Raw genomic sequence first — 23,122 nt, forward strand, 5'->3', positions numbered from 1 at the left:
GAACACTTGTTCCGAGGCCGAAAACATGTCGAGAGTGCGTCAGAGACCAAGATCCTTCGCGATGATGGTCTTCATGACTTCACTTGTGCCACCGTAGATTCGTGTGACACGCGTGTCTGCGTAAAGACGCGCGATGGGATACTCGGTGATGTAGCCGTACCCGCCGTGCAATTGGAGGCACTTGTCGATCACTCGACCTGCCGCCTCGGTGCAGAACAGTTTCGCCTTCGCTGCGTCGGGAATCGTCAGAGTGCCGCGGTCATGACATTCGAGTGCGTTGTCGGACACCAGCTGGATGGCATCAACCTCGGTAGCGCATTCGGCCAGAACGAATTTGGTGTTCTGGAAGGCCGCGACCGGCTTGCCGAACACCTTGCGGTCCTTGACGTAGTCGATGGCAAAGCGAAGCGCTGCACTGGCAGTGGCGGCCGCTCCGAACGCGATGGTCAACCGCTCCTGAGCCAGGTTGTGGGTCAGATAGCTGAAGCCGTCGCCCTCTTCTCCGAGTCGGTCCTCGACGGGCACCTTGACGTCGACAAACGAAAGCTCCGCAGTGTCGGAGGTCTTGAGCCCGATCTTGTTGATCTTGCGCCCCACCGAGTATCCGGGCGACGACGTATCGATCACCAGAATCGACAACCCCGTGCGCCGGTTCTCCGCTGTGCTGGGCGCGGTACGGCACACCACCAGGACGCGGTCGGCAAGTACTCCACCGGTGATGAACGTCTTGGAACCATTGACCACGTAGTGCGTACCGTCCTCCGACAGCTTGGCCGTGGTCGCGATGTTCGCCAGATCCGATCCTGTTCCCGGTTCGGTCATCGCAATCGCGAACATCAGATCTCCGGAAGCGAAGCCCGGCAACCAGCGGCTCTTCTGTTCTTCGTTCGCGTACTCGAGCAGGTAGGGCAGGATCAGGTTCGTATGCACCGACTGCGAGCCGAATGACGCCCCGGCAGCAGCAACTTCCTCGGCGACGACGACGTTGAACTTGAGCGACTTCTCGCCGCCTCCGCCGTATTCCTCCGGCACCTGAATTCCGAGTACGCCCAGCTCTCCGAGTCGTCGGTAGAAGTCACGGGGCGGGTGACCGTCCTCTTCCCACTTCTCGTGGACCGGGGTTACTTCCTTCGCGATGAAATCGCGAACGGTAGCCCGGAATGCCTCGTGATCCTCGTTGAACACGGTGCGCTGCATGTATGAACTCCAGTCGGTCAAGGGGACAGGGTGATCCTGATCTCACCTTGCCTCAATGTTCCGCATTCGATCCAACACTCATCGGCTATGCGTCCGATAGGGCGTACCAATATGGCCTGACCTGCGATACATAGGCAACCGCTATCGTTCCGATCATCGACGCGACATTGCTCAAAGTGATCCAGAACACGTTGAATGGGTCAGCCGGCAAACACACCACCATCGATCGCTTCGAGGCCGCGCTTCGAGCACGATCGCATCCGCCCACCAGTCTCGAAGGGACGCCACGTGACCCCCATCGCGCCACAGCGTAACGACGTCCAGCCCGAAGCAACAGCAACGCCAGATTCGTCAGCAGTTCCCGTCTTCGGTACCCGCAAGCGTGCGTGGACGATGACCGGGCTCGTCGTTTTCCTCTACATCGTCAACTACGCGGACAAGGCAGTCCTCGGAATCATCGCTCAGCCCCTCGCTCGTGAGCTCGGACTGAAGTCTTCGCAAATCGGCATGGTCGGCTCGCTCTTCTTCCTGATGTTCTGCATCGGTGGATTCCTCGCCGGACCGCTCAACAAGTACCTGACCCTGCGTTGGGCGCTGTTGATCCTGGCCGCAATCTGGTCCGTGGTCATGCTCCCCCTCGTTCTCGGCGCCAGCCTCGCGATGTTGATCGTCTCGCGCATGCTCCTCGGATTTGCCGAAGGCCCCAGTTCGGCGCTGATGCACACCGCGGCGTACTCGTGGCACCCGCCGGCCAAGCGCGGCCTTCCCGGCGCAATGCTCGCCGGATCCGCCTCTGTCGCAAAGATCGCTCTCGCGCCGGTACTGACCTTCATCGCCGTTCATTACGGCTGGCGCGCAGCGGTTCTCTCGCTCTCCGTTCTCGGTCTCGTGTGGATGGGTTGCTGGCTGGCCGGTTGGTCCGAGGGCCCGTATACGAGCAAGGCAGTCAAGGCGACCAAGACTGCAGATACAGAAGCAACCGAGGCAGCCGGGACAGCCACGAAGGCGGTCACCGAGCCCAACGTTCCGTGGCGCAAGATCCTGCTCTCCCGCACCTTCGTCAGCTGCTGCTTCCTCATCGCGACCATCTACGCGCTGACCACCGTCGTTCTCACCTGGTTGCCGTCGTACTTCGAGGTCGGCCTCGGATACAGTGCGATGCAAGCCGGTTCGATGTTCGCGCTGCCCTCGATCGTCGGTCTCGTCCTCATGATCACCTCCGGTTCCGTCACGGACAAGTTGATCGGCCGCGGCTTCACCTCTCGTACGGTTCGCGTCATCGTTCCCTGTGTCGGCGTTCTGATCTGCGGATCGATTCTCCTGTTCCTGCCACAGATCTCCACCCCCATCGTCGCTGTCGCCATGGTCTCGATCGGCTACGGGTTCTCGGCAATCACCTTCCCGCTCATCAACGCTGCGATCTCGGAGCTGTGCCCGCCGCAGCAGACTGCCGGAACGATGGGATTCTTCCTCGCCATCATGTCGATCGGTGGCCTGATTGCTCCTTACGCAACGGGAGTCATCGTGGACAACGCTGCAACCCCGGCCGACGGTTACGCCCAGTCCTTCCAGGCAATCGGCGTCATCGGAGTGATCGCCGCGGTTCTGGTCCTCGTCTTCGCCAATCCCGAGCGCGATCGCAAGCTCATCCGAGGCTGAGTACTCCACGTATAGCCATTCGCTAACAAAGCCATTCACCGAAAGACATTGCCGGGTCGACCCGCTCGTGATCGACTCGAGACCCGCCCCGACCGCACAGTCGCAGAACCGGGCACGAACAGCAGGAGAGATACATGCGAGATGCCGTCATCGTCGACGCAGTACGTACACCGATCGGCCGTCGCGGCCGCGCCCTCTCGGAGATCCATCCGGCCGAGTTGTCCGCCCATGTACTGCGTGCGCTCGCTGAACGGACCGGACTCGACGCGGCGACGGTCGACGACGTGATCTGGGGTTGCGTCAGTCAGGTCGGCGAGCAGGCCGGAAGCATCGCCCGCACAGCGGCACTCGCTGCCGGCTGGCCCGACAGCGTTCCCGGCGTCACACTGACCCGGGCCTGCGGATCGAGCCAGCAGGCAGTTTCCTTTGCTGCGGCCACCGTCATCTCCGGTCAGAACGACGTGGTCGTAGCCGGAGGCGTCGAATCGATGTCACGAGTACCGATGGGTACCGCCAGCAAGAACGGTGAGCATTTTCCGGCTTCGGTACTCGAACGCTACGGGGTGGACGGTTTCAGCCAGGGGACCGGCGCCGAGATGATGGCCCGGAAATGGGCACTCACACGAACAGCTCTGGACGAATACTCCCTCCGCTCACACGAACTCGCGGCCCGTGCCACCGATGAAGGGGCATTCACCGGGCAGATCACTCCGATCGCGGGCTTGTCCCAGGACGAAGGCATTCGGCGAGGCGGAAGTGTGGAGTCGCTCGCGAAGTTGCCCCCGGCCTTCGACGCCGACGGTGCCATCCACGCCGGCAACTCTTCTCAGATCTCCGACGGGGCGGGCGCCACACTCGTCACGACCAGCGAGTACGCCCGGGCACGCGGGTGGAAGCCGCTCGTTCGTATTCACACCGCAGTGGTCGCAGCCGACGACCCGGTCATCATGCTCACCGGTCCGATTGCCGCCACCGCAAAGGCATTGGATCGCTCCGGATTGTCCATCGACGACATCGGCGCCTTCGAGATCAACGAGGCATTCGCCCCCGTCCCGCTTGCCTGGCAGGCTGAAACCGGCGCAGCCATCGATCGTGTGAATCCGCTCGGCGGCGCTATCGCGGTCGGCCATCCACTCGGCGGATCAGGTGCGATCTTGATGACTCGCCTGGCACATCACATGCGCGACAACGGAATTCGCTACGGGCTCCAGTCGATGTGCGAGGCCGGGGGCATGGCCAATGCGACCATTCTCGAATTGATCTGACCCGACAACGCTTTCGGGCCGACACGTCATCCAGCAGGAAAGAAGAATTGATCCATGAAACTCGAGGGACTTTCCACCGCGATCACCGGCGGCGCTTCAGGCCTCGGCCTGGCAACCGCTCGACGGCTGCTCGACGCCGGAGCGCAGGTCACGTTGATCGATCTGCCTTCGTCCGACGGTAAGCAGGTGGCGGCCGATCTCGGTGCTGCCGCACAATTCGCCCCAGCCGACGTCACCGACAGCGAACAATTCGCCGAAGCACTCGACGCGGCGCACGAGCGCAGCGGCCTCCGCGGCGTCGTCCACTGCGCGGGCGCCGGGCGTCGTATGCGCATTCTCGACAAGGACGGAAAAGCCGGATCGGTCGAAGATTTCGAGTTCGTCGTCAAGCTGAATCTTGTCGGTTCGTTCAACGCACTCCGTCTCGGCGCCGAGCGGATGGCGGAACTCGACGCCGTGGACGGTGAGCGAGGTGCCATCGTCATGACGGCGTCGGTCGCAGCATTCGAAGGTCAGATCGGTCAGATCAACTACACAGCGTCCAAAGCCGGCATCGTCGGTATGACGGTCACCGCTGCCCGCGATCTCGCCAGCCGCGGAATTCGCGTCAACACCATTGCTCCCGGCATCATGGACACTCCCCTGCTGGCGCGCCTACGCGAAGACGTGCGCACGGCCCTCGAAGCCTCTGTTCCCAATCCCTCACGACTGGGTCGTCCGGACGAGTTCGGCCAGCTCGCCGTCTCGATGCTCGAGAACGGCTATCTCAACGGCGAAACCATCAGACTCGACGGCGCGATCCGAATGGCTCCCCGGTGACGGGCATCAGCGTGATCGCCAATCCACAACTGCGCCACAACATGCACTACCCGGACACCACCATGGCTTACTGGGCACCCAGCATGGCGGCGCTCTACGGTGATCGCATCGCCGTCGTGGACGGCGAGCGCACGTGCACGTTCCGTGAACTCGGTCAGCGCAGTGCACAATTCGCCGGCGCACTGCGGCAGGCCGGGGTCGGCGTCGGTGACGTCGTGTTGCTACATCTCGGGAACTGCGTCGAGTTCCTCCAGGCCTACTACGGCTGCCTGCAGGCCGGGGCGACCGTTACATTGGTCAATCCGCTGCAGCCAGAACTTGGACTGCGCAAGCAGATCGAGGAGACGTCCGCCGTTGCTGCGGTCACTCAGAGTTCGCAGCTGCACACACTGCTCGCGGCCTCTTCAGGAACCTCCGTACGTACGATCGTGATGGTCCAGGACACCGAGGGTGCGCTCGACACACCGGAGTCGGTCGTCGCGTTCGACGCCTTCATCGCCGATCTACCCACCGAATTCACCCCTGCCTCCGTCCGAAGCGACGACATCGCACACATCGCGTTCACCGGCGGAACCACCGGAGTATCCAAAGGTGTTCGTGTTCTTCACCGCAACGTCGTCGGCAACATCACGCAGATGTGTGGGTGGAGAACCGGTCACGAGTTGGAAGCAGGTCCTGAAGGTCTCGTCACGCCTCGACGCATCGACGGCCTCGACGTGCTCGGTCCGACGCCCGGGACCGGGGCGACCATCGTGGTCTCCCCTCTCTTCCACGCACATTCGTTGCTCAACACGTCGTTCCTGTTGATTTCCGGTCTCACCCAGGTGTTCGCCGGTCGGTTCGAACCCGGCCGGATGCTCGAGCTGATCGAAAAGCACGAGGCCACCTATCTCACCGGGTCTCCCGCTATGTGGCACGCACTGTCGGTTCATCCCGACGCTACGGTGCGCAACACCGACAGCGTGTGCGTCGTCTCTTCGGGCGCTGCCCCGATCGACAGCGTCACGCTCGCCGCACTCCGCCGGGCATTTCCCAAAGCGCTCGTCGTCGAGGGGTACGGGCTGACCGAGGCCACCTGTGTGGTCACGGCAGCTCCGCTGATCAACGGCTCGGAATACCGGCAGAGCAGCGTCGGCCTCCCGATCTTCGACACCGAAATCCAGATTCGCGATCAGCTGGACCGGAAGACCGTTCTGGGCGAGAACGAACGCGGCGAACTGTGGGTGCGTGGGCCTCAGGTCACCGACGGCTATCTCGGACACCCGGAAACCACCGCAGAACAGTTCGTCGACGGCTGGTTGGACACGGGAGACATCGCGTACCTGGACACGGACGGATACCTCTTCATCTGTGACCGGGCCAAGGACATGCTCATCCACAAGGGGTACAACGTCTATCCGCGGGAACTCGAAGAGATTCTGGTTTCGCACCCGGCGATCTCGACTGCCGCGGTTGTCGGCCGCGAAGTGGGGAGCAACGGCCAGGAGCCCGTAGCCTTCGTGGTGATGATTCCGGGCGCCGAGTTCGACGCCGAGCAGATCAAGGCGTTTGTCGCCGAGCAGGTGCTGCCGTACAAGAAGATTCGCGAAGTCGTCGAGGTAGAACTCCTTCCGACATCGGCTGCCGGTAAGGTCCTCAAGACCGACCTCCGCTCGAGACTTCTCGAATCCGTCGATCAGAAAGGCGGTTCCAGGTGACGACCTTTGCAGACCTGACGTCGCAACTGCGTGTCCCGGTTCTCGCTTCACCGATGTTCATCATCTCGACCCCTGACCTCGTCATCGCGCAGTGCACCTCTGGCATCATCGGGTCCTTCCCGGCACTGAATGCTCGTCCGCAGTCGGCACTTCGGGATTGGCTCAAACTGATCACCGTGGCTCGTGAGGAACATGATCGTGAGCACCCGGAGAATCCGTCGGCGCCATTTGCCGTCAACCTCATCGTCCACCGGTCCAACAACCGCTTGGAAGAGGACCTGGCGACCATCGCCGAGTTCGAGGTTCCGATCGTCATCACGTCCCTCGGCGCTCGCACCGACATCAACGACGCAGTCCACGCATACGGCGGAATCGTTCTCCATGACGTCATCGACAATCGCTTTGCACGCAAGGCGATCGAGAAGGGCGCCGACGGACTGATCGCGGTAGCTGCCGGGGCCGGTGGTCATGCCGGTAGGCAGTCGCCGTTTGCCCTGATTCGGGAGATTCGTGAGTGGTTCGCCGGTCCACTGCTGTTGTCAGGTGCCATCGCTCATGGTGATTCGATTCTCGCTGCGCTCGCGGCCGGGGCCGATTTGGCATACGTCGGATCAGCTTTCATCGCAACCGAAGAGGCTGACGCGGATCCTGCGTACAAGGAAATGATCGTGGATTCAGGGGCCTCCGACATCGTCTATTCCAACCTGTTCACCGGAGTACACGGAAACTACCTGCGGGGCAGCATCGTTGCCGCCGGCTTGGACCCCGACAACCTGGCCGAATCCGATCCATCCGCAATGAGTTTCGCGACCAACGACACCGATACCAAGGCCTGGCGTGACATCTGGGGCGCCGGACAGGGCATCGGAGCGATCGACGCAGTCCTTCCGACGCATGCAGTAGTAGAACGTCTCGCCGCCGAGTACTCTGCCGCGCGAGAACGTATCTGCCGACTCTAGTGCTGTGACCGGCGTTCGTCGGACAGGTACTCGTGGATCAGGTTCACGAATACCTGTCCCACCGGCGACAACGTCGAGGGGTCGAAGGCGAGACCGTACGCACGCAGAAATCTCGGCTCGCAGGCCCGTTCCACCACCTGACCAGGCATCGATTTCGCCACCGAGCGCTCGACCAACGAACCGCCGAGTCCGGCGATGACCATCGGGAGCCGCGACTCCCGTTGCTCGGTCACCACCGCGAGTTCCGTTCTGGTACCGGCCTTTCGGATCGAGTCTTCGATCGCGTCACCCATCGCTGCCCCGCGAGGAACGAATACCATGGGAATGTCCGGCATTTCCGAAAGGCGTACCGGCCCCTCGGGTAGTTCCGTTCCCGCCGGGTAGACCAGGCGGTATTCCTGCTCCCCCAATTCGACGATTTCGAGCCCTTCGCCCGCCTCGAGCGGCAGATGAGCCACCGCGAATTCGCAGTGGCCGTCCCGGATGAGACTTTCCAGATTGTCCTCACGCTCGAGTTCCGAGAATCTGACTCGTGCTTGCGGATACCGTCGACAGAACTCCGCAATCAGATCGACGATCGTCCCCGAGGTCAGTGCAGGGAAAGCCATGATGTCGAGGCGACCGACGATGGCGCCATCGGATGCCGTCAACTGTTCAGCCGCCGCAGCTACGTCTCGCAAAACCTGTCGACTCGGGCCGACCAGACTGCGACCGGCAGCACTGAGCACCATGCCGCGCCCGATACGATGGAACAGCCTCACTCCCAGTTCACGTTCGAGCCCGCGCAACGCTTGTGACACGGTCGGCTGAGCAACGCCGAGAGCCGCTGCGGCGCCGTTGATCCCCTTGTTCTCGACCACTGCGAGGAAGTACTCCATCTGCCGGAACTCCACAGTTCACTCCTCTTCCGTGGACGGAACGGCGGAGGTGGCCATTTCCGCAGCCGTCGCGATGAATGCAGCGGCCGCCGGGGATTGCTCGCCCGAGCGATAGACGATACCGACGTCGCGTGTCAGCGGCGGATCGAAGGAGAAGGCGCAGACGTCTGTCATCTGCTGTTGTGCAACCCTTCTCGGCACTACAGTGGCGCCGATCCCTCGACGCACGAGTTCCCACGTGGTCACAGGGTGGACACAGTCCACGACTACGTTCTCGGCGCCTTCGCTGAGCAAACCCCGGAACTGATTCGATTGATCACCGAGATCGACCACAAGCGGCAAACTGTGCAAGAGCGCTCGCGGAATCGGATCCGCCAACGGCGTTGCAAGTCGGCCGGACAACGACGCATGGGTGGCGAGCACCAACTCCTGAGTGGCAATCGGAGCCGTGACCAAACCTTCGTACCCGATACTCAGATCGGTGACGCCGACCTCGGCCGACCCTCGCCGCAACGCATTGTCGACCCCGGCCGGGCCGTACGTGTCGAGAACACGCACGACGATCTTCGGGAAGTTGGCCCGGAATCGCCGGACCAACTCGACCATCGGATCGATCGAGAACGCCGAGTACGAGACGACGTCGACACGACCGAACTCGAGTTCGCGAACGGCGGTCACTTTCGCCTTCGCGCGCTCGACGTCGGCAAGGATTCTCCTGGCCGCGAGATCGAACGTGCGGCCCGCGTCGGTAAGAACCAACCGCCTGCCCGTCCGGTCGAACAGCGTGGCGCCGAGTCGACGCTCGAGCGTACGAATTGCCTGTGACAGCGAGGGCTGCGAAATGTAGAGAGCCTGAGCGGCCTTCGTTATCCCACCGTGGTCGACAACAGCGACGAAGTAGGTGACGAAGTGCAGATCCACTCATCCATCATACGACCAGCGATCCGTCGCTCACTCCACCCGAGTTGCCCCTGGTACGGCCCACTCTCCGGTGAAGATCGGCTCCCGCTTTTCCACGAAGGCACGAACCGCGTCGGTGGCATCCGTCGCAAAATTGACCGCTTGCGCCCTCGCCTCGTTGTCCAAGGCCTCCCGCAACGAGAGGGAGGTGTGATGTTCGAGCATGGCGGCAGACTGACTCAGTGCGGCCGGCGGGCCGGCGGCGAGCCGCTGCGCCAGTGTTGACGTGTGTTCGTCCAGCTCGGCCGGTTCGACCAGATAAGTCACCAACCCGAGCTCGTAGGCTTCCTGTGCGTCGATCGTCTCGGCAAGCATCACCAGTCGCTTGGCTTGTTGGAGGCCGACCAGTCTCGGCAGGATCCACGAACCACCGAAGTCGACAGACAACCCCCGTTTGGCAAAGATCTGGCTGAACTTCGCACCCTTGGCCGCCACGACGAAGTCGCAGAGCAACGCCATGTTCCATCCGGCTCCGACGGCAAACCCGTCGACCTTCGCCACCAGAGGTTTGGGAAACTCACTCAGTGCGATTGCCGTTGCGTTGATGACACGCATGCGATCGAGCGGGTGCGACGAGCCACGCTTGTCCAGATCGGAGCCCGCGCAGAAGGTCCCATCCGCGCCGGTCAGGATCACCGAGCGAATCTGCGCGTCCTCTTGAAGTTCGAGGACTGCTTCACGTAGAGCGATCCAGGCGTCGAGATCGAGAGCGTTGCGGCGGTGCGGCCGACAGAGAACAATCGTCGCGACAGCACCGTCTCGTTCGATGCTTACGGCCGCACGCTCGATCGTCTCAGCACTCATGAACCACTCCACACGGGAGAGCGCTTCTCGGCAAATGCCGTGGCGCCCTCCTTGGCATCACGAGAGGTGAAGACCGGATCGATGAATTCGCGTTGCGCGACAAAGGCATCCGGATCGGTGTACTTGGCGGACATTGCCAGTACCTGCTTGGTCGCGCGAACAGCCAGTGGACCGTTAGCCGCTACTCGGGCCGCAAGCTCGCGTGCGACGGTCAGCGCGTGTCCCGGTTCGGCGAGCCGATTGACCAAGCCGTGATGATGCGCCACGGTGGCACTGAGTGGATCCCCCGTGATCGCGATTTCCATGGCCAACTGATACGGAAGAATTTTCGGCAGACGTAGGAGTCCGCCGGCGGCCGCGGCAAGTCCCCGCTTCACTTCGGGCAGGCCGAATTTCGCGTCCGTGGACGCCACGATCAAGTCGGCCGCCAAGGCCAGTTCGCAACCGCCGGCGAGTGCCCAACCTTCGACGGCTGCGATCAGCGGCTTCGACGGCGGTGCCTCGGTCAGACCGGCAAAACCACGACCCGGTAGCGATGGCCGCTCTCCGCGCGCAAATCCCTTCAGATCCATACCGGCGCAGAAGGTTCCACCAGATCCGGTCAGAATGCCGATGGTGAGATCGGGGCGTTCCTCGAACTCGTCGATCGCGGCGGCGAGTGCCTGTGCGAGTTCCAGGTTGACCGCGTTCTTGGCCTCGGGACGATTGAGGGTGATGACGGCAACGCCGTCGGCGAAGTCGGTGAGCACGACGCTCATGTTCGGTTCCTACTTCCGTGATGAGATTCTTGAAAGGTCACTGCGCGCGAATGCTCCAGCGCACGGGTGTGCCGCCGGACGGTGTCACGATCTCCCGCTTGGCCAAAACAACGAGATGAGCATGGGTTTCGCGGACTGCCAAGCGAAGTAGTCGCGGCGACATCTGTTCGAACGGGCGAGACCAGGAGATCGTGCGTGAGAGTTCCCAGGCCGTGGATTCGGGCTCATCCTGAACCGCAGCCACGATCTCCGCCAATCGCTCCTCGTGGTGCCCCATCAATTGACGTGCACGATCGGCGATCCCACGGAATCGATATTCATGTGCCGGAAGCACTTCGCACTCGCCCAGTGTTGTCGTCGCCTCGAGCGAGAGAAGATAACGATGAAGCGGGTTCTCGAGTTCACCGGGAATCGTGGAGATGTTCGGGCTGATCCTCGGCAGCATGTGATCGCCGCTGAACAACAAGCCTCTGTCCTCTTCCACGAAGCAGAGATGTCCGGGAGTGTGCCCCGGTGTCCACTGAGCCCGGAGATTCCACCCGGGAAGATCGAGTGAATCACCATCTCCCAGAACAATGTCGATGGTTTCGTGCTCGGCGAACCGCACCAGGTCGACCCGAGACGCGTCGAGCACTTCGGCCGGTGCGCCGAGTTCGGACAATTGCAGGTTCCAGCCACTGATGTCGTCGCGGGTCTGCTCGGGACCGTGGTATCCGAGGAGCGTCGCGTCGGCCACATGCATCGCAAGCGTTGCGCCGCTGACCTGCCGAAGACGCGGCGCCAGACCGAAGTGATCCGGATGCAGGTGCGTGATTGCCGCATAGCGCACTTCGGAAACGTGGTATCCGATCGATGCTATGCCGTCGACGAGAGCCTGCCACGACTGTTCGTGATCCCAACCGACGTCGATGAGGGCAAGTCCGTCGTCGAGCGCGAGTGCGTAGACGAGCACGTAACGCAAAGGGTTGTCCGGCATGGGAACGGGGATCGACCACAATCCGTCCCGCACCTGTTCGACCGGTGGAAGGACTTTGTTCGCCCATGCCTCACGTTGTGCGACACCGACGTCTTCGGTCACGATCATGATGCTTCTCCGCTCGCGTTCAGCATGGTCCGCAGGCTCGACTTGAGCAGTTTTCCGCTCGCGTTGCGAGGTAGGGAGTCCACGAAATGGATCTGGCGAGGTTTCTTGTACGACGCCAACTTCGCTGTGCTGAAAGCGATCAACTCGTCGACGCTCGGCACGTCGGCACCGTCGACCAGTTTGACCACTGCGGTCACGGATTCACCCCAGCGCTTGTCGGGAACCCCGACCACCGCGACCTCGGCGACCGAGGGGTGCTCGGCCAGAATGGATTCCACCTCGATCGGATAGACGTTCTCTCCGCCGGTGATGATCATGTCCTTGAGTCGATCGGTGACGAACAGATACCCCTCGTCGTCCAGATGGCCGGCGTCCCCCGTTCGGAGGAAACCGTCGTGGGTGAACAATTCGGCGGTCTCACGGTCACGTCGCCAGTATCCGCGAGTGTTGTTTCTACTGCGCGCGACGATCTCACCGGAATTATTGGGCGGCAATTCCTCACCAGTGGTGACGTCTCGAATCGAGATCTCGACGCCGATCATCGGCTTGCCCGCAGAGCGAAGCAACTCCGAACGCGGCCCGCTCACATGATGGTCGTAAGCACGAAGGACGGATACCGAACCCGTCGTCTCGGTCATCCCGTATCGCTGAACGAATTTGCAGTTCAAGACAGTCATCGCGTGGGCGAGGAGCGCCGGAGTGATCGGTGACGCCCCATAGGCGACCACCTCCAGGCTGGTCAGATCGAAACTGTCGAGAGTCGGCAGATCTACCAGCGTCTGAATGACTGCAGGCACCAGAAATGCGTGGGTGACGCGGTGGGTCGCGATGGCATCAGCGACCCGAGCAGGCGCCATGTCTCCGAGCAGCACCAAAGGCACTCCGGCCGACAAGCATGTACTCATCCAGCCGGCACCGGCGATGTGAAAGAGGGGAAGTGCATCGAGTGCGACTGCATTCGAACCGAATTCGTAGACATCGAACCCCTCGGGCTCGTTGTACAGATTCCGGTGCGTGGCCACGACGCCCTTGGGCCGGCCGGTTGTCCCGGACGTGTACAGCTGCAGAACTGCTGCGTCCGGATCGTGCCCGTGTCCGGGGTCGACACCGGTCCCTGATGCCACGAACTCCGCCCAGGTTCGCGAATCCGGCAGGCTCCCTGCAGCTCCCACGGTTATGACCTCGATGTCCGGCAACGCTGCGGACATCGCCGCCGCCCCCGCGGCGAACTCGTCATCGACGATCAAGACGTCGAGCTCCGCGTCCTCGGCGATGTCGACGAGTTCGAGTGGGTTGAGCCGCCAGTTCAACGGTATGAACACAGCGCCTGCCTTCGCACATGCGATGAAGGTTTCCGCACCTTCGAGCCCCATCCTCAGTAGCGCACCGACACGAGCACCCGTTGTGGTCACTTCTGCCAGCGCACTCGCCAAGGTGCTGGTCTCGCCATCCAGCTCAGCCCAAGTCAACGTTCGGTCGCCGCACGTGATTGCCGGATCGGACGGCCGTGTCGACGCCGAGTGGCGTATCCGGTTGGGTAGGTGAAGCTCGCTCACATCACGCTCCTGTGTTCCAGGTACTCACCGAGCACGAACCGCGGTCGGTGGTACTGGAACAGTCGACCATCGCTATGGCCTGCGCCACAAAGACGAGAAGGCGCACAGAGCCATAGCTCAGACCTATGTCCGCAGGTCGCAGCAAGTCACCGCCGCCAAGGCTCCGTCATCTGGGAGAATTCGTCAGATGCAGGCACCCGGCATGGACATACGCAGCGCGCAGTATCTCGTCGCGGTCGTCGATCACGGCAGCGTCACTGCCGCCGCGGACGTCCTGCGTATCTCGCAACCGTCCCTCTCGCAGGCCGTGCGCAACCTCGAACGAGCTCTCGGAGCCACACTCTTCGAGCGCACCACTCGCGGTCTGGCTCCCACCACGGTCGGACTGGCAGTTGCCGATTCTGCCCGTACGTTGCTCGCCGACGTTGCTCGGGCCGAGGCCGCGGTGGCTGCGGTAACCGCTTTGCGCGCCGGGGAACTCGCCATAGCAGTTCAGTCCGATCTCGCCATCGACCCTGTTGCAGAGGTCGCCGGACGCCTCCATCTGACGGCACCCGGAATTCGGTTCTCCACGAACGCCTCCGCCAACGCACAGGACGTGCGCGCGCTCGTCAGAGCAGGTACGTGTGAACTCGGGTTTCTCGAGACCCACCCGGGTACCGAAGTCTCCGACGGGCTTCGAGAAATTGCCGTGAGCACCCAGGAAACGGTCTTGTCGATCCCCATTCGCCTGGCCACAGACCTCCCCGATCCGGTTCCGCGCACCGTGGTCGCGCGCCTGCCGATGGTGGTCGAGGCATCCGCAGTTCGGCGCGGGCACTCGATCGACGACGATCTGGAACTCACCGACGTCGTCGTGGAAGTACCTGATCGCCTTGCTGTCCGGGAAATGGTCGGGCAAGGTGTAGGCGCCGCGCTGCTGCCCAGATCGATCGCCGAACAAGACTCCCCGGCATCTGAGGTTCGCTCGCTTTTCCCACCGATCACCCGGCAGACGATCTTGGTCTACCGCGACGGCCCGCTCTCACCGGCCGGGTCTGCGTACATCGAGAACATCTCCCCACGTCACAAGCCCTCCACGAACAGCCTGCCCAACGGCGAGAGCGTCTCCGGATCGAACTCGACGCCGTAATTCAGTGAGATCGCCGGCTCCACCGGAAATATCTCCGCGCCGGACGCGACCGACCTCTCGGCCAACGAACGCTCCATGAATGCCATGCCCAAACCAGCAAAGACGAACGCGCCGACGGTCTCCCGCTGCGCCAACTCCGTCGACATCCGAGTCCGGGCCCCGGCGGCCTGCAGAGACGACTCGATGGCAAGCCGAGCCCGCGAGTGTTTGAGCACACCCACCACGGGGAGATCGGGCAATGCCGTCAATGACACCGGCTCTCCCGCAGCGGGTTTCACACCATTCGGCCAGACGTCGGGATGAACCCCCGACGGCACTGCCAGCCAGTACTCGTTCACCCCCAACACTTTCGTGGACAGCGCCGACATGTCGGGTGGCCAATAGCTGAAGACCACCTCGCACGCGCCGTCTGCCAACACCTGCTCAGACGTTGCACCCTGCGGCAACTCACCGACCCGAACGGTCACAGCAGGCCACCGCTCACGAAAGTCCGCCACGATGCGTGCGATCGGACCTTCGAGACCATGTGCCGCGGAGCAGATGTCGAGCCGGCCACGAGGCTCGTCGGCCGTACCGATCGCGACGTCGAACGCGGCCGCGCTGCTGCGAGTCATCTGCCTCGCCGGCCCTACCAACGCCCGACCTGCTGCCGTCAGCACCAAACCGCGACCGACACGGTGAAACAGTTCGACTCCGAGTTCACGCTCGAGGCCACGAATACCCTGCGACAGCGACGGCTTGGTGACCGACAGATTCTGCGCAGCCGTCGACAAGGACTCACCACCGGCAACGGCAAGGAAGTACTCGATCTGACGTAGGTCCACTCCATCGACTTTGCCATAAACGCAGCCGGGTATACCGGTACCAAGCACTGCAGGGTGTTCACACACGCTTCATTAATCGGACATTCAGGACACACCTTCTTCTACCCGGCGCCACCTACCGTAATTGGTCCAGACCAATTACGGATAGGTCTGAACCACCGCGTCGAAGACAAGGAATCCTCGTGAGACGTACGACCATCGCGATAGCAGCCGTGACCGCGGCTCTCGCCGTTCCCGGCATCGCCCCCGCCGAATCCCACGCCGAACCCGGCTGGGGCAGTTCGTCCTTCGAATGGGGCAGCTCTTCGGGCGAGAACAACACGCCGCCCGCAGCGCCCGGCGTCAGCGTCCCCGGCGGACGGTACGAGCACCCCGTCGACCTGACCTTCACCGCCGAGCGCGGCGCCACCGTCCGCTACACCGTGGACGGAACGACACCCACCACCGACAGCCAAGCTGCCACGCCGGGACGTCCGCTGCACATCGCGCAGGACACCAACGTCACTGTCGCAGCTTTCCGAGGCGATCACGCGAGCGCGGCCGTCTCGTTCGGCTACCTGATCAAGACGTCGGAAAAGCCGCTGGCTCAGGTCGTCGTGATGTCCGACGTCCACGTCGGCGATCACGCGAACAACGACAAGAAGTACGAAAGCTTCTTCGACACAATCGGTTCCATCTTCCCGAAACCCGACGCCATCCTCTCCAACGGGGACATGATCAACGACAACGGAGACGGCAAGGGGCCCGACCACAAGATCGTCGCAGAAATCTTCCAGGCAAACCTCGCCCGGAAGGGCATGAACGACACACAACTCCTGATCTCCAACGGCAATCACGATGCAAGTCTCGCGGCGATCAGAGCCGGATACCCGGCGGAGTGGTTCCCGGATTCCGGTGGCGGATACTACGAATCCGACGTCAATGGTGTCCATCTCTTCACGGTCAACACCGAAACCTACAACAATGATTCAGCGCAACGCAATTGGCTGAAGTCCCGCCTGACCGAAATCACCGCGGAGTCCGGGAACCTGACCAAGCCGATCCTGGTCCAGGGACACCGGCCGGCAAGCAACACAGCCATGGACGGCCAGCAGGCGTCGAACCCTCGATTGACCGAAGACCTGAGTGCCTTCCCTCAGGCAATCTTCTTCTCCGGGCACTCACATCTGAACAACAACGACGACCGGTCGATCCATCAGCGTGACTTCACGTCGGTCAACGACGGCTCGATGTCGTACATCGAAATCGATCACGGCTACCAGATGGTGACCGAGTCCGGTCTCGCGAACCGTTTCGAATCACCTACTGCCCAAGCGCTCTTCGTCGAGGTCTACCAGGACCGCACGGAAATCAGCCGAATCAACATGGCGGCAGACAAGCACGACATCTACGCCGGTGGCGCGTGGTCAGCCAACTGGCAGCCGCCGTACTCGAGCGCGGGCACGCTGAGCGGTTCGGGGTGGACGGTCGAGCTCGACGGGTCGACCAACCAGCAGATCAAGGACAACTTCCGCTACAGCTCGGGCGGACGGAACACGCACGCGCCGGAGTTCACCTCGAGCACTCCGCTCTCGGTGACGACCGGCGAAAACGGTGCGACCGCACTGAGGATCGCGCAGGCCAAGGACGATCAGATGGTGCACCACTACGCCGTCGAGGTCACGGACACAGCCACCGGAGCGAAGGTGGTCTCGTCGAAGGTGCTCTCGGACTTCTACTTCATGCCGCGGCCGAACAGCCTCGACATTCCGATTCCCGATGCTGCAGCGGGCACCGCATACGAAGCCCGCGTCGAAGCCGTTGACGCATACGGCAACCGGTCACCGGTGACAACCCTGGCCTTCACCCGCTGACCCGACACGACTAAGCGGCACCGCGCATATTCGCGGTGCCGCTTCTCGGCTCAGTTGTACGTGCGAAGCAGGCCCTTGCTGATGATCTGCTTCTGGATGTCGCTGGTGCCTTCACCGATCAGAAGGAACGGCGCCTCACGCATCAACCGCTCGATCTCGTATTCCTTGGAATAGCCGTATCCGCCGTGGATACGGAAGCTGTCCTGGGTGACCTCCGAGCAGAATTCACTCGCCAGATACTTCGCCATACCCGCGGCGACATCGTTGCGCTCACCCGAGTCCTTGAGCCTGGCAGCGTTGACCATCATCAGATGTGCCGCTTCGACTTTGGTGCCCATCTCGGCGATCCGGAACGCGATGGCCTGATGCTCGGCGATCGGCTTGCCGAAAGTCTCGCGTTGCTTGGCGTAGGTGACAGCCAGTTCGAAAGCGCGCTGGGCAATTCCGCAGGCACGCGCGGCGACGTTGACCCGGCCGACCTCGACGCCGTCCATCATGTGCCGGAATCCCGAGCCAGGGGTGCCACCGAGAACCTCCTCGGCTCCGATCTCGAAACCGTCGAAGATCATCTCCGTGGTGTCGATTCCCTTGTACCCCATCTTCTCGAGCTTGCCCGGAATGGTCAGGCCCGGGAGTACCTCGCCGAAACCTGCGGGTTTCTCGATCAATATCGTCGTCAGATTGTTGTGCGGCTTCTCCGCGCCCTCGTCCGTCTTGACCAGGACTGCCACCAAGGTCGAGGAACCCCCGTTGGTCAGCCACATCTTCTGGCCGGTGATCACGTAATCGCCGGAGTCCGTCCGCTTCGCCTTGGTCGATATGGCAGCAACATCGGAACCGAGGGCAGGCTCCGACATGGAAAATGCACCGGTGAGTTCCCCGGAAGCCAAACGCGGCAGGTACTTCGCCTTCTGTTCCGGCGTCCCGTGCGCCGAAATCATGTGAGCCACGATGAAATGCGTGTTGATGACACCGGACACGCTCATCCATCCACGGGCCAATTCTTCGACGCACAGCGCGTAGGTGAGCAATGATTCGCCGATACCCCCGTACTCGGGGTCGATGGTCAGTCCGAACAGACCCATGTCCTTCATCTGCTTGACGATGTCGGTCGGGTACGTATCCGAGTGTTCGAGTTCCTGCGCCGCGGGGATGACCACACGATCGACGAACTCGCGTACCGCCCCGACGATATCGGTCTGAGTTTCGGTCAATCCCGCCGTCTGCGCCAAACGAGTCACTGTTCCACCTGTCAGTCGGTACTTCGTGCCCTCCCGGTCGACGAAATTGATTCGACTCCAGGAACTTTCATCCCGCCGCGACGTGTGTGCGGCAGAGACGCTGTATCCATTCAATCCCCGAACGGTATATGTGTCAAAGTCGATTTCGCATACGAACCGTATGGCGGAAACTATGTCCGAACAGGTCGTTCCTGCTGTTGACAACCGCGCCACGCGTGCTGGATATTCGAGTGGCCAGGTCGCGACGGGCCCTTCGATCGGCCCGTTCACGCGACGCATTCCCCACCTCTCCTCGAGACAGGCGCATTCCATGCACGACGCAGTCATCTGTGAACCCGTTCGCACCCCGGTGGGCGGATTCGGCGGAGTCTTCAAGGACGTTCCCGTCACCACACTCGCCGGCACTGTTGTGCGTGGCCTCGTCGAACGAACCGGCATTGCGTCCACCGATGTCGACGACGTCATCTTCGGTCAGGGGTACGCCAACGGAGAGGCCGCGGCCATCGGGCGAATCGCGGCACTCGACGCCGGTCTCGACGTGTCCGTTCCCGGAATACAACTCGATCGCCGTTGCGGTTCGGGATTGCAGGCGATCATCTACGCCGCGATGCAGGTACAGACCGGGATGAGTGATCTGGTCATCGCCGGCGGCGCGGAGAGCATGAGCGGAACCGAGTTCTACTCCACCGACATGCGTTGGGGCACAAAGCGCCCTTCCGTCGAGTTCCACGACCGATTGGCCAAACCGCGCACGAACTCCGGCGGAGTCAACTTTCCGGTGGAAGGCGGCATGATCGAGACCGCTGAGAACTTGCGCCGGGAGTACTCGATCACCCGCGACGAGCAGGACCGATACGCGGTGCGATCGCACGAACGGGCCGTTCACGCCCAAGACAGTGGGTACTTCGACGACGAGACCATTCCCGTTTCGGTGCCCGGACGCCGTGGTGAGCAGACGGTGGTCACTCGCGACGAGCATCCGCGCCGAGGGATTCAGTTGGCCGATCTCGCTGCACTGCGCCCCATTCGAGGTCGCGTCGATCCCGAAGCCACTGTCACCGCCGGTAATGCGTGCGGCCAGAACGACGCCGGCGCAGCCGCCATCGTCACTACTGCTGCCAACGCCGAACGGCTGGGCCTGCGACCGTTCGCGAAACTGGTCAGCTGGGGTGTGGCCGGTGTGGAGCCGAACCGGATGGGCATCGGCCCGGTTCCTGCCGTGGCGAAAGCACTCTCCCGGGTCGACCTGTCACTCGACCGCATCGACCTCATCGAAGTCAACGAGGCCTTCGCGGCCCAGGTTCTCGCGTGCGCCAAGGCCTGGGGATTGAGCGCCCAGGACATCGAGGAACGGTTCAACGTCAACGGTTCCGGCATCTCGCTCGGACATCCTGTCGGCGCTACCGGTGGGCGGATCCTTGCAAATCTGCTGCGCGAACTCGACCGGCGCCAGGGACGGTACGGGATCGAGACCATGTGCATCGGCGGCGGACAAGGGATTGCCGCGGTGTTCGAGAACCTTCGACGCTAGAAGCGTTAACCGATCGATCCGTCGCGGCGAAGTTCCGCGATCCGGTCGCCCGTAAGTCCCAACTCGGCCAGCAGAGAATCCGTCTGCTGGCCGAGTGCTGGAACGTCACCCATGCGCATTTCGACATCCGAATACGTCATCGGAGGCAGCACGGCATCGATCGGACCGTTCTCGGTGCCCACGGACCGCCACCTGGCACGCTTCTCCAGCTGCGGATGTTCCAGCAGACCGGCCATGTCGTTGAGTGCCGCGGCCGGAACACCAGCGGCGGCCAGACGCTGATCCAGATCTGTCGTCGAGTACAGACGCGTCAGAGAGCCCACCAATTCGTCTACCTCGCCACGGTTTTCGACGCGCACGATGTTGGTGCGGTAACGCGGATGATCGACCAGATCCTCTCGCTCGAACACGTCCACCATCAGCGCTCGCCATCCACGATCGTTCTGGACGCCGATCAGGATTTCGCCGTCGGCCGTGGGATACGAATCGTAGGGAACGATCGCGGCATGGCCGAGACCGACACGTGGAATCTGCTTGTCCGCATACATTTTCATGTACATCGGATGGCCCAGCCACTCGACGGTGGAATCGAACATCGAGACCTCGACGAGCGCTCCCTTGCCCGTTCGCTCTCTACGGAACAGGGCGCTCAGAATCGAAGTCAGCGCGTACATTCCTGCCGCGATGTCGGAGACCGGGATGCCGGTCTTGGTGGCCGTCTCCGGTGTGCCTGTCACGGAGATCATTCCGGTCTCGGCTTGGACCAACATGTCGTAGGCCTTGCGCTCGCGCCGCGGGCCGGCACTGCCGTAGCCGGACATGTCGATCACGATGAGCCGTGGGTATTTATCGCGCAGTTCCTCCGCGCCGAACCCCAGTCTCGCGGCTGCGTCGGGAGCCAGGTTCTGCAGGAACACATCGGCTCGCGCGACCAGATCGAGAAGGATCTGCCGGCCGGCTTCCGACTTCACATCGACGGCGATCGATTCCTTGGAACGGTTGAGCCACACGAAGTGTGATGCCTGACCGTGAACCGCCTGGTCGTAGTGACGCGCGAAGTCACCCTCGCCGACGCGTTCTATCTTGATCACCCGCGCACCCATGTCCGCGAGATGTCTGGTGGCGAGCGGTGCCGCCACCGCCTGTTCGAGTGCAACTACGGTGATTCCGTCGAGCGGAAGATCCGAGTTCGGCTGTCCCATGTCAGTAGTCACCCCAGAAGTTTTACACCCAGAATTCTCACACTCTGAATTCTTGCACTCGAACAGGACGGATCAGATGTGGCGGCCGCCGGTGATCTCGAGAACCGTGCCGGTCATGTAGCTCGAGAGGTCGCTCGCGAGGAACAGCACAACCGAAGCAACTTCCGAAGGCTCGGCTGCGCGCCCCATCGGAATCTCGGCAAGCTTCTCGTTCCAGATCCGTTCGGGCATCGCCTCGGTCATCGCCGTGCGGACCAGTCCGGGCTGAACGGCGTTGACGCGAACATTCTTGAACGCGACCTCTTTTGCCGCGGCCTTCGTCAGACCGACGATCCCGGCCTTCGCGGCCGAGTAGTTGGTCTGCCCGAGCATGCCCACCTTGCCGGAGATCGACGAGATGTTCACGATCGCGCCCGTCTCACGCTCGCGCATGCGGGCGGCGGCAGCGCGTGTTCCGTTCCAGGCGCCCTTGAGGTGAACTGCGATCACGTCGTCGAAGTCCTGCTCGGTCATCTTCCGCATCGTGGCGTCGCGCGTCATGCCGGCGTTGTTGACCATGACATCGACTGGACCGAAAGCGCTTTCGGCCAGATCGAGCATGGCCTCGACCTGTCCGGAGTCACGCACGTCGCAGGAAGCGAAACGGGCGACCGACTCTCCACCGAGTTCGGCGACCGCAGCCGTTCCCACGGTTTCGTTGATGTCGCCGAGAACGACGGTCGCGCCTTCCTTGATGAAGGTGCGCGCAATTTCGAGCCCGATGCCCTGGGCTCCACCGGTCACTACCGCAACCTTGCCGTCCAACAATCCCATGTCCACTCCGTTCGTGAGGTTAAAGCTCGTCTGGAAAATGTGTCAGCGCTGGTTTTGCTTTTTCGCTTGCGCCACGAGCCCACCACCGAGAATCAGACGCTGGATCTCGCTGGTTCCCTCGTACAGGCGCAACAGGCGAACTTCACGGTAGATGCGTTCGACCGGAACACCGCGCATGTACCCGTTGCCCCCGTGGATCTGCACGGCGAGATCTGCGACCTTGCCCACCATCTCGGTGCAGAAAAGCTTTGCCGCCGAAGGCCCGAGACGGCGATCCTCACCGCTGACGTACCGCGCGGCCACCTCGCGCACCATCGCGCGCCCTGCCATCACACCGGCTTGCTGGTCTGCCAACATCGCTTGAACCAGCTGGAAGTCGCCGATCGCGGTGCCGCCCTGTTCCGTGACCACGGAGAACGCGACAGATTCGTCGAGCGCTCGCTGTGCTGCTCCCACCGAGAGCGCCGCGATATGGACTCGTCCGCGCGCGAGAGACGTCATCGCTGCGCGGTATCCGGTGTCCTGGTCGCCACCGACGAGGGCCGACTCGGGAACTCGGACGTTGTCGAAGGTGACCTCGGAGGTCCAAGCACCTTCTTGACCCATCTTCTTGTCCTTGGGACCGACCGTGACACCTGGCGTGTCAGCCGGAACCAGGAACACTGCAATTCCCGGACCATCGGAATCCGCCGGGCGAGTGCGCGCGAACACCACGAACAGCTGCGCCAGTGGAGCATTGGTGATGAACCGCTTGTTGCCGTCGATCACCCAGTCGGATCCGTCCAGCACTGCCTTGGTCCGAAGGCCGGCCGGGGTGGAGCCCGCGCCAGGGTCGGTGAGAGCAAAGGAAGACACGACATCACCGGAGGCGATGCGCTCGCGCCACTGAG

The 23,122-nt window shown here is 62.5% G+C and carries 20 protein-coding genes; 8 read left to right on the top strand and 12 right to left on the bottom strand.

What is annotated here, in order from left to right; translation table 11 throughout:
* Positions 1 to 39: 39 nt before the first annotated feature.
* Entirely contained in the window at positions 40 to 1,197 is a 1,158-nt protein-coding gene (locus RWT78_RS17540; RefSeq protein ID WP_003940617.1) for an acyl-CoA dehydrogenase family protein, read from the bottom strand.
* 195 nt (positions 1,198 to 1,392) lie between these two features.
* Between RWT78_RS17540 and RWT78_RS17545 the strand changes: the two genes are divergently transcribed.
* The 5 genes from RWT78_RS17545 to RWT78_RS17565 all read left to right on the top strand — a co-directional run bounded on the left by RWT78_RS17545 (position 1,393) and on the right by RWT78_RS17565 (position 7,596).
* Complete coding sequence (locus tag RWT78_RS17545) at positions 1,393 to 2,856, top strand: MFS transporter (protein ID WP_172403434.1); 1,464 nt, start codon at positions 1,393 to 1,395, stop codon at positions 2,854 to 2,856.
* A 134-nt stretch (positions 2,857 to 2,990) separates the two neighbouring features.
* Complete coding sequence (locus RWT78_RS17550; protein WP_003939840.1) at positions 2,991 to 4,121, top strand: thiolase family protein; 1,131 nt, start codon at positions 2,991 to 2,993, stop codon at positions 4,119 to 4,121.
* A gap of 54 nt (positions 4,122 to 4,175) precedes the next feature.
* Positions 4,176 to 4,940 (top strand): SDR family NAD(P)-dependent oxidoreductase, encoded by a 765-nt coding sequence (locus tag RWT78_RS17555; protein WP_125052042.1) that lies wholly within the window; start codon positions 4,176 to 4,178, stop codon positions 4,938 to 4,940.
* Positions 4,941 to 4,981: 41 nt separating this feature from the next.
* Positions 4,982 to 6,637 carry an AMP-binding protein gene (locus RWT78_RS17560; RefSeq protein WP_314676973.1) on the top strand — a complete coding sequence of 552 codons (1,656 nt, stop codon included), beginning with the start codon at positions 4,982 to 4,984 and terminating at the stop codon, positions 6,635 to 6,637.
* 53 nt (positions 6,638 to 6,690) lie between these two features.
* Complete coding sequence (locus RWT78_RS17565; protein WP_399552142.1) at positions 6,691 to 7,596, top strand: NAD(P)H-dependent flavin oxidoreductase; 906 nt, start codon at positions 6,691 to 6,693, stop codon at positions 7,594 to 7,596.
* On the opposite strand, the gene RWT78_RS17570 is transcribed toward RWT78_RS17565, so the two are convergent.
* The 6 genes from RWT78_RS17570 to RWT78_RS17595 are packed head-to-tail and all read right to left on the bottom strand — an operon-like array spanning position 7,593 to position 13,636.
* The gene (locus tag RWT78_RS17570) at positions 7,593 to 8,489 is read right to left on the bottom strand and encodes a LysR family transcriptional regulator (protein WP_003939949.1); all 897 of its coding nucleotides are present in this window, start codon (positions 8,487 to 8,489) and stop codon (positions 7,593 to 7,595) included. The genes RWT78_RS17565 and RWT78_RS17570 overlap by 4 nt on opposite strands.
* A 3-nt stretch (positions 8,490 to 8,492) precedes the next feature.
* Positions 8,493 to 9,395, bottom strand: a complete 903-nt coding sequence (locus tag RWT78_RS17575; protein ID WP_314676959.1) for a LysR family transcriptional regulator — start codon at positions 9,393 to 9,395, stop codon at positions 8,493 to 8,495.
* 30 nt (positions 9,396 to 9,425) lie between these two features.
* Positions 9,426 to 10,238, bottom strand: coding sequence for an enoyl-CoA hydratase/isomerase family protein (locus RWT78_RS17580; protein WP_003939691.1), 813 nt, complete (start codon positions 10,236 to 10,238; stop codon positions 9,426 to 9,428).
* Positions 10,235 to 10,996, bottom strand: coding sequence for a crotonase/enoyl-CoA hydratase family protein (locus RWT78_RS17585; protein WP_030537194.1), 762 nt, complete (start codon positions 10,994 to 10,996; stop codon positions 10,235 to 10,237). The genes RWT78_RS17580 and RWT78_RS17585 overlap by 4 nt, the downstream gene beginning before the upstream one ends.
* A gap of 37 nt (positions 10,997 to 11,033) precedes the next feature.
* Positions 11,034 to 12,080, bottom strand: a complete 1,047-nt coding sequence (locus RWT78_RS17590; RefSeq protein WP_003940131.1) for an MBL fold metallo-hydrolase — start codon at positions 12,078 to 12,080, stop codon at positions 11,034 to 11,036.
* Positions 12,077 to 13,636 (bottom strand): long-chain-fatty-acid--CoA ligase, encoded by a 1,560-nt coding sequence (locus tag RWT78_RS17595; protein ID WP_065455859.1) that lies wholly within the window; start codon positions 13,634 to 13,636, stop codon positions 12,077 to 12,079. The genes RWT78_RS17590 and RWT78_RS17595 overlap by 4 nt, the downstream gene beginning before the upstream one ends.
* A 187-nt stretch (positions 13,637 to 13,823) precedes the next feature.
* On the opposite strand from RWT78_RS17595, the gene RWT78_RS17600 reads away from it, so the two are divergent.
* Positions 13,824 to 14,768, top strand: coding sequence for a LysR family transcriptional regulator (locus RWT78_RS17600; protein ID WP_054188394.1), 945 nt, complete (start codon positions 13,824 to 13,826; stop codon positions 14,766 to 14,768).
* Here RWT78_RS17600 and RWT78_RS17605 read toward each other — a convergent pair.
* Positions 14,702 to 15,592: a LysR family transcriptional regulator gene (locus RWT78_RS17605; RefSeq protein WP_030537198.1), complete on the bottom strand. Its 891-nt coding sequence runs from the start codon at positions 15,590 to 15,592 to the stop codon at positions 14,702 to 14,704. The genes RWT78_RS17600 and RWT78_RS17605 overlap by 67 nt on opposite strands.
* A gap of 182 nt (positions 15,593 to 15,774) precedes the next feature.
* Between RWT78_RS17605 and RWT78_RS17610 the strand changes: the two genes are divergently transcribed.
* Entirely contained in the window at positions 15,775 to 17,445 is a 1,671-nt protein-coding gene (locus RWT78_RS17610; protein WP_314676966.1) for a chitobiase/beta-hexosaminidase C-terminal domain-containing protein, read from the top strand.
* Between the two features lie 50 nt (positions 17,446 to 17,495).
* Here RWT78_RS17610 and RWT78_RS17615 read toward each other — a convergent pair whose 3' ends face one another.
* Positions 17,496 to 18,686, bottom strand: a complete 1,191-nt coding sequence (locus tag RWT78_RS17615; RefSeq protein ID WP_007729528.1) for an acyl-CoA dehydrogenase family protein — start codon at positions 18,684 to 18,686, stop codon at positions 17,496 to 17,498.
* Between the two features lie 310 nt (positions 18,687 to 18,996).
* On the opposite strand from RWT78_RS17615, the gene RWT78_RS17620 reads away from it, so the two are divergent.
* Complete coding sequence (locus RWT78_RS17620) at positions 18,997 to 20,217, top strand: acetyl-CoA C-acetyltransferase (RefSeq protein WP_211920934.1); 1,221 nt, start codon at positions 18,997 to 18,999, stop codon at positions 20,215 to 20,217.
* 5 nt (positions 20,218 to 20,222) lie between these two features.
* Here the strand turns inward: RWT78_RS17620 and RWT78_RS17625 are convergent, their stop codons facing one another.
* From RWT78_RS17625 to RWT78_RS17635, 3 genes are all read right to left on the bottom strand, one after another.
* Positions 20,223 to 21,419, bottom strand: coding sequence for a CaiB/BaiF CoA-transferase family protein (locus RWT78_RS17625; RefSeq protein WP_007729534.1), 1,197 nt, complete (start codon positions 21,417 to 21,419; stop codon positions 20,223 to 20,225).
* Positions 21,420 to 21,491: 72 nt separating this feature from the next.
* The gene (gene fabG, locus RWT78_RS17630; RefSeq protein ID WP_003940214.1) at positions 21,492 to 22,232 is read right to left on the bottom strand and encodes a 3-oxoacyl-ACP reductase FabG; all 741 of its coding nucleotides are present in this window, start codon (positions 22,230 to 22,232) and stop codon (positions 21,492 to 21,494) included.
* Between the two features lie 42 nt (positions 22,233 to 22,274).
* Positions 22,275 to 23,122 (bottom strand): acyl-CoA dehydrogenase (locus RWT78_RS17635; RefSeq protein ID WP_314676971.1); only part of this gene is annotated, 848 nt, incomplete at its 5' end.

The sequence above is a fragment of the uncultured Rhodococcus sp. genome, assembly GCF_963525155.1.
Taxonomy (GTDB): domain Bacteria; phylum Actinomycetota; class Actinomycetes; order Mycobacteriales; family Mycobacteriaceae; genus Rhodococcus_F; species Rhodococcus_F qingshengii.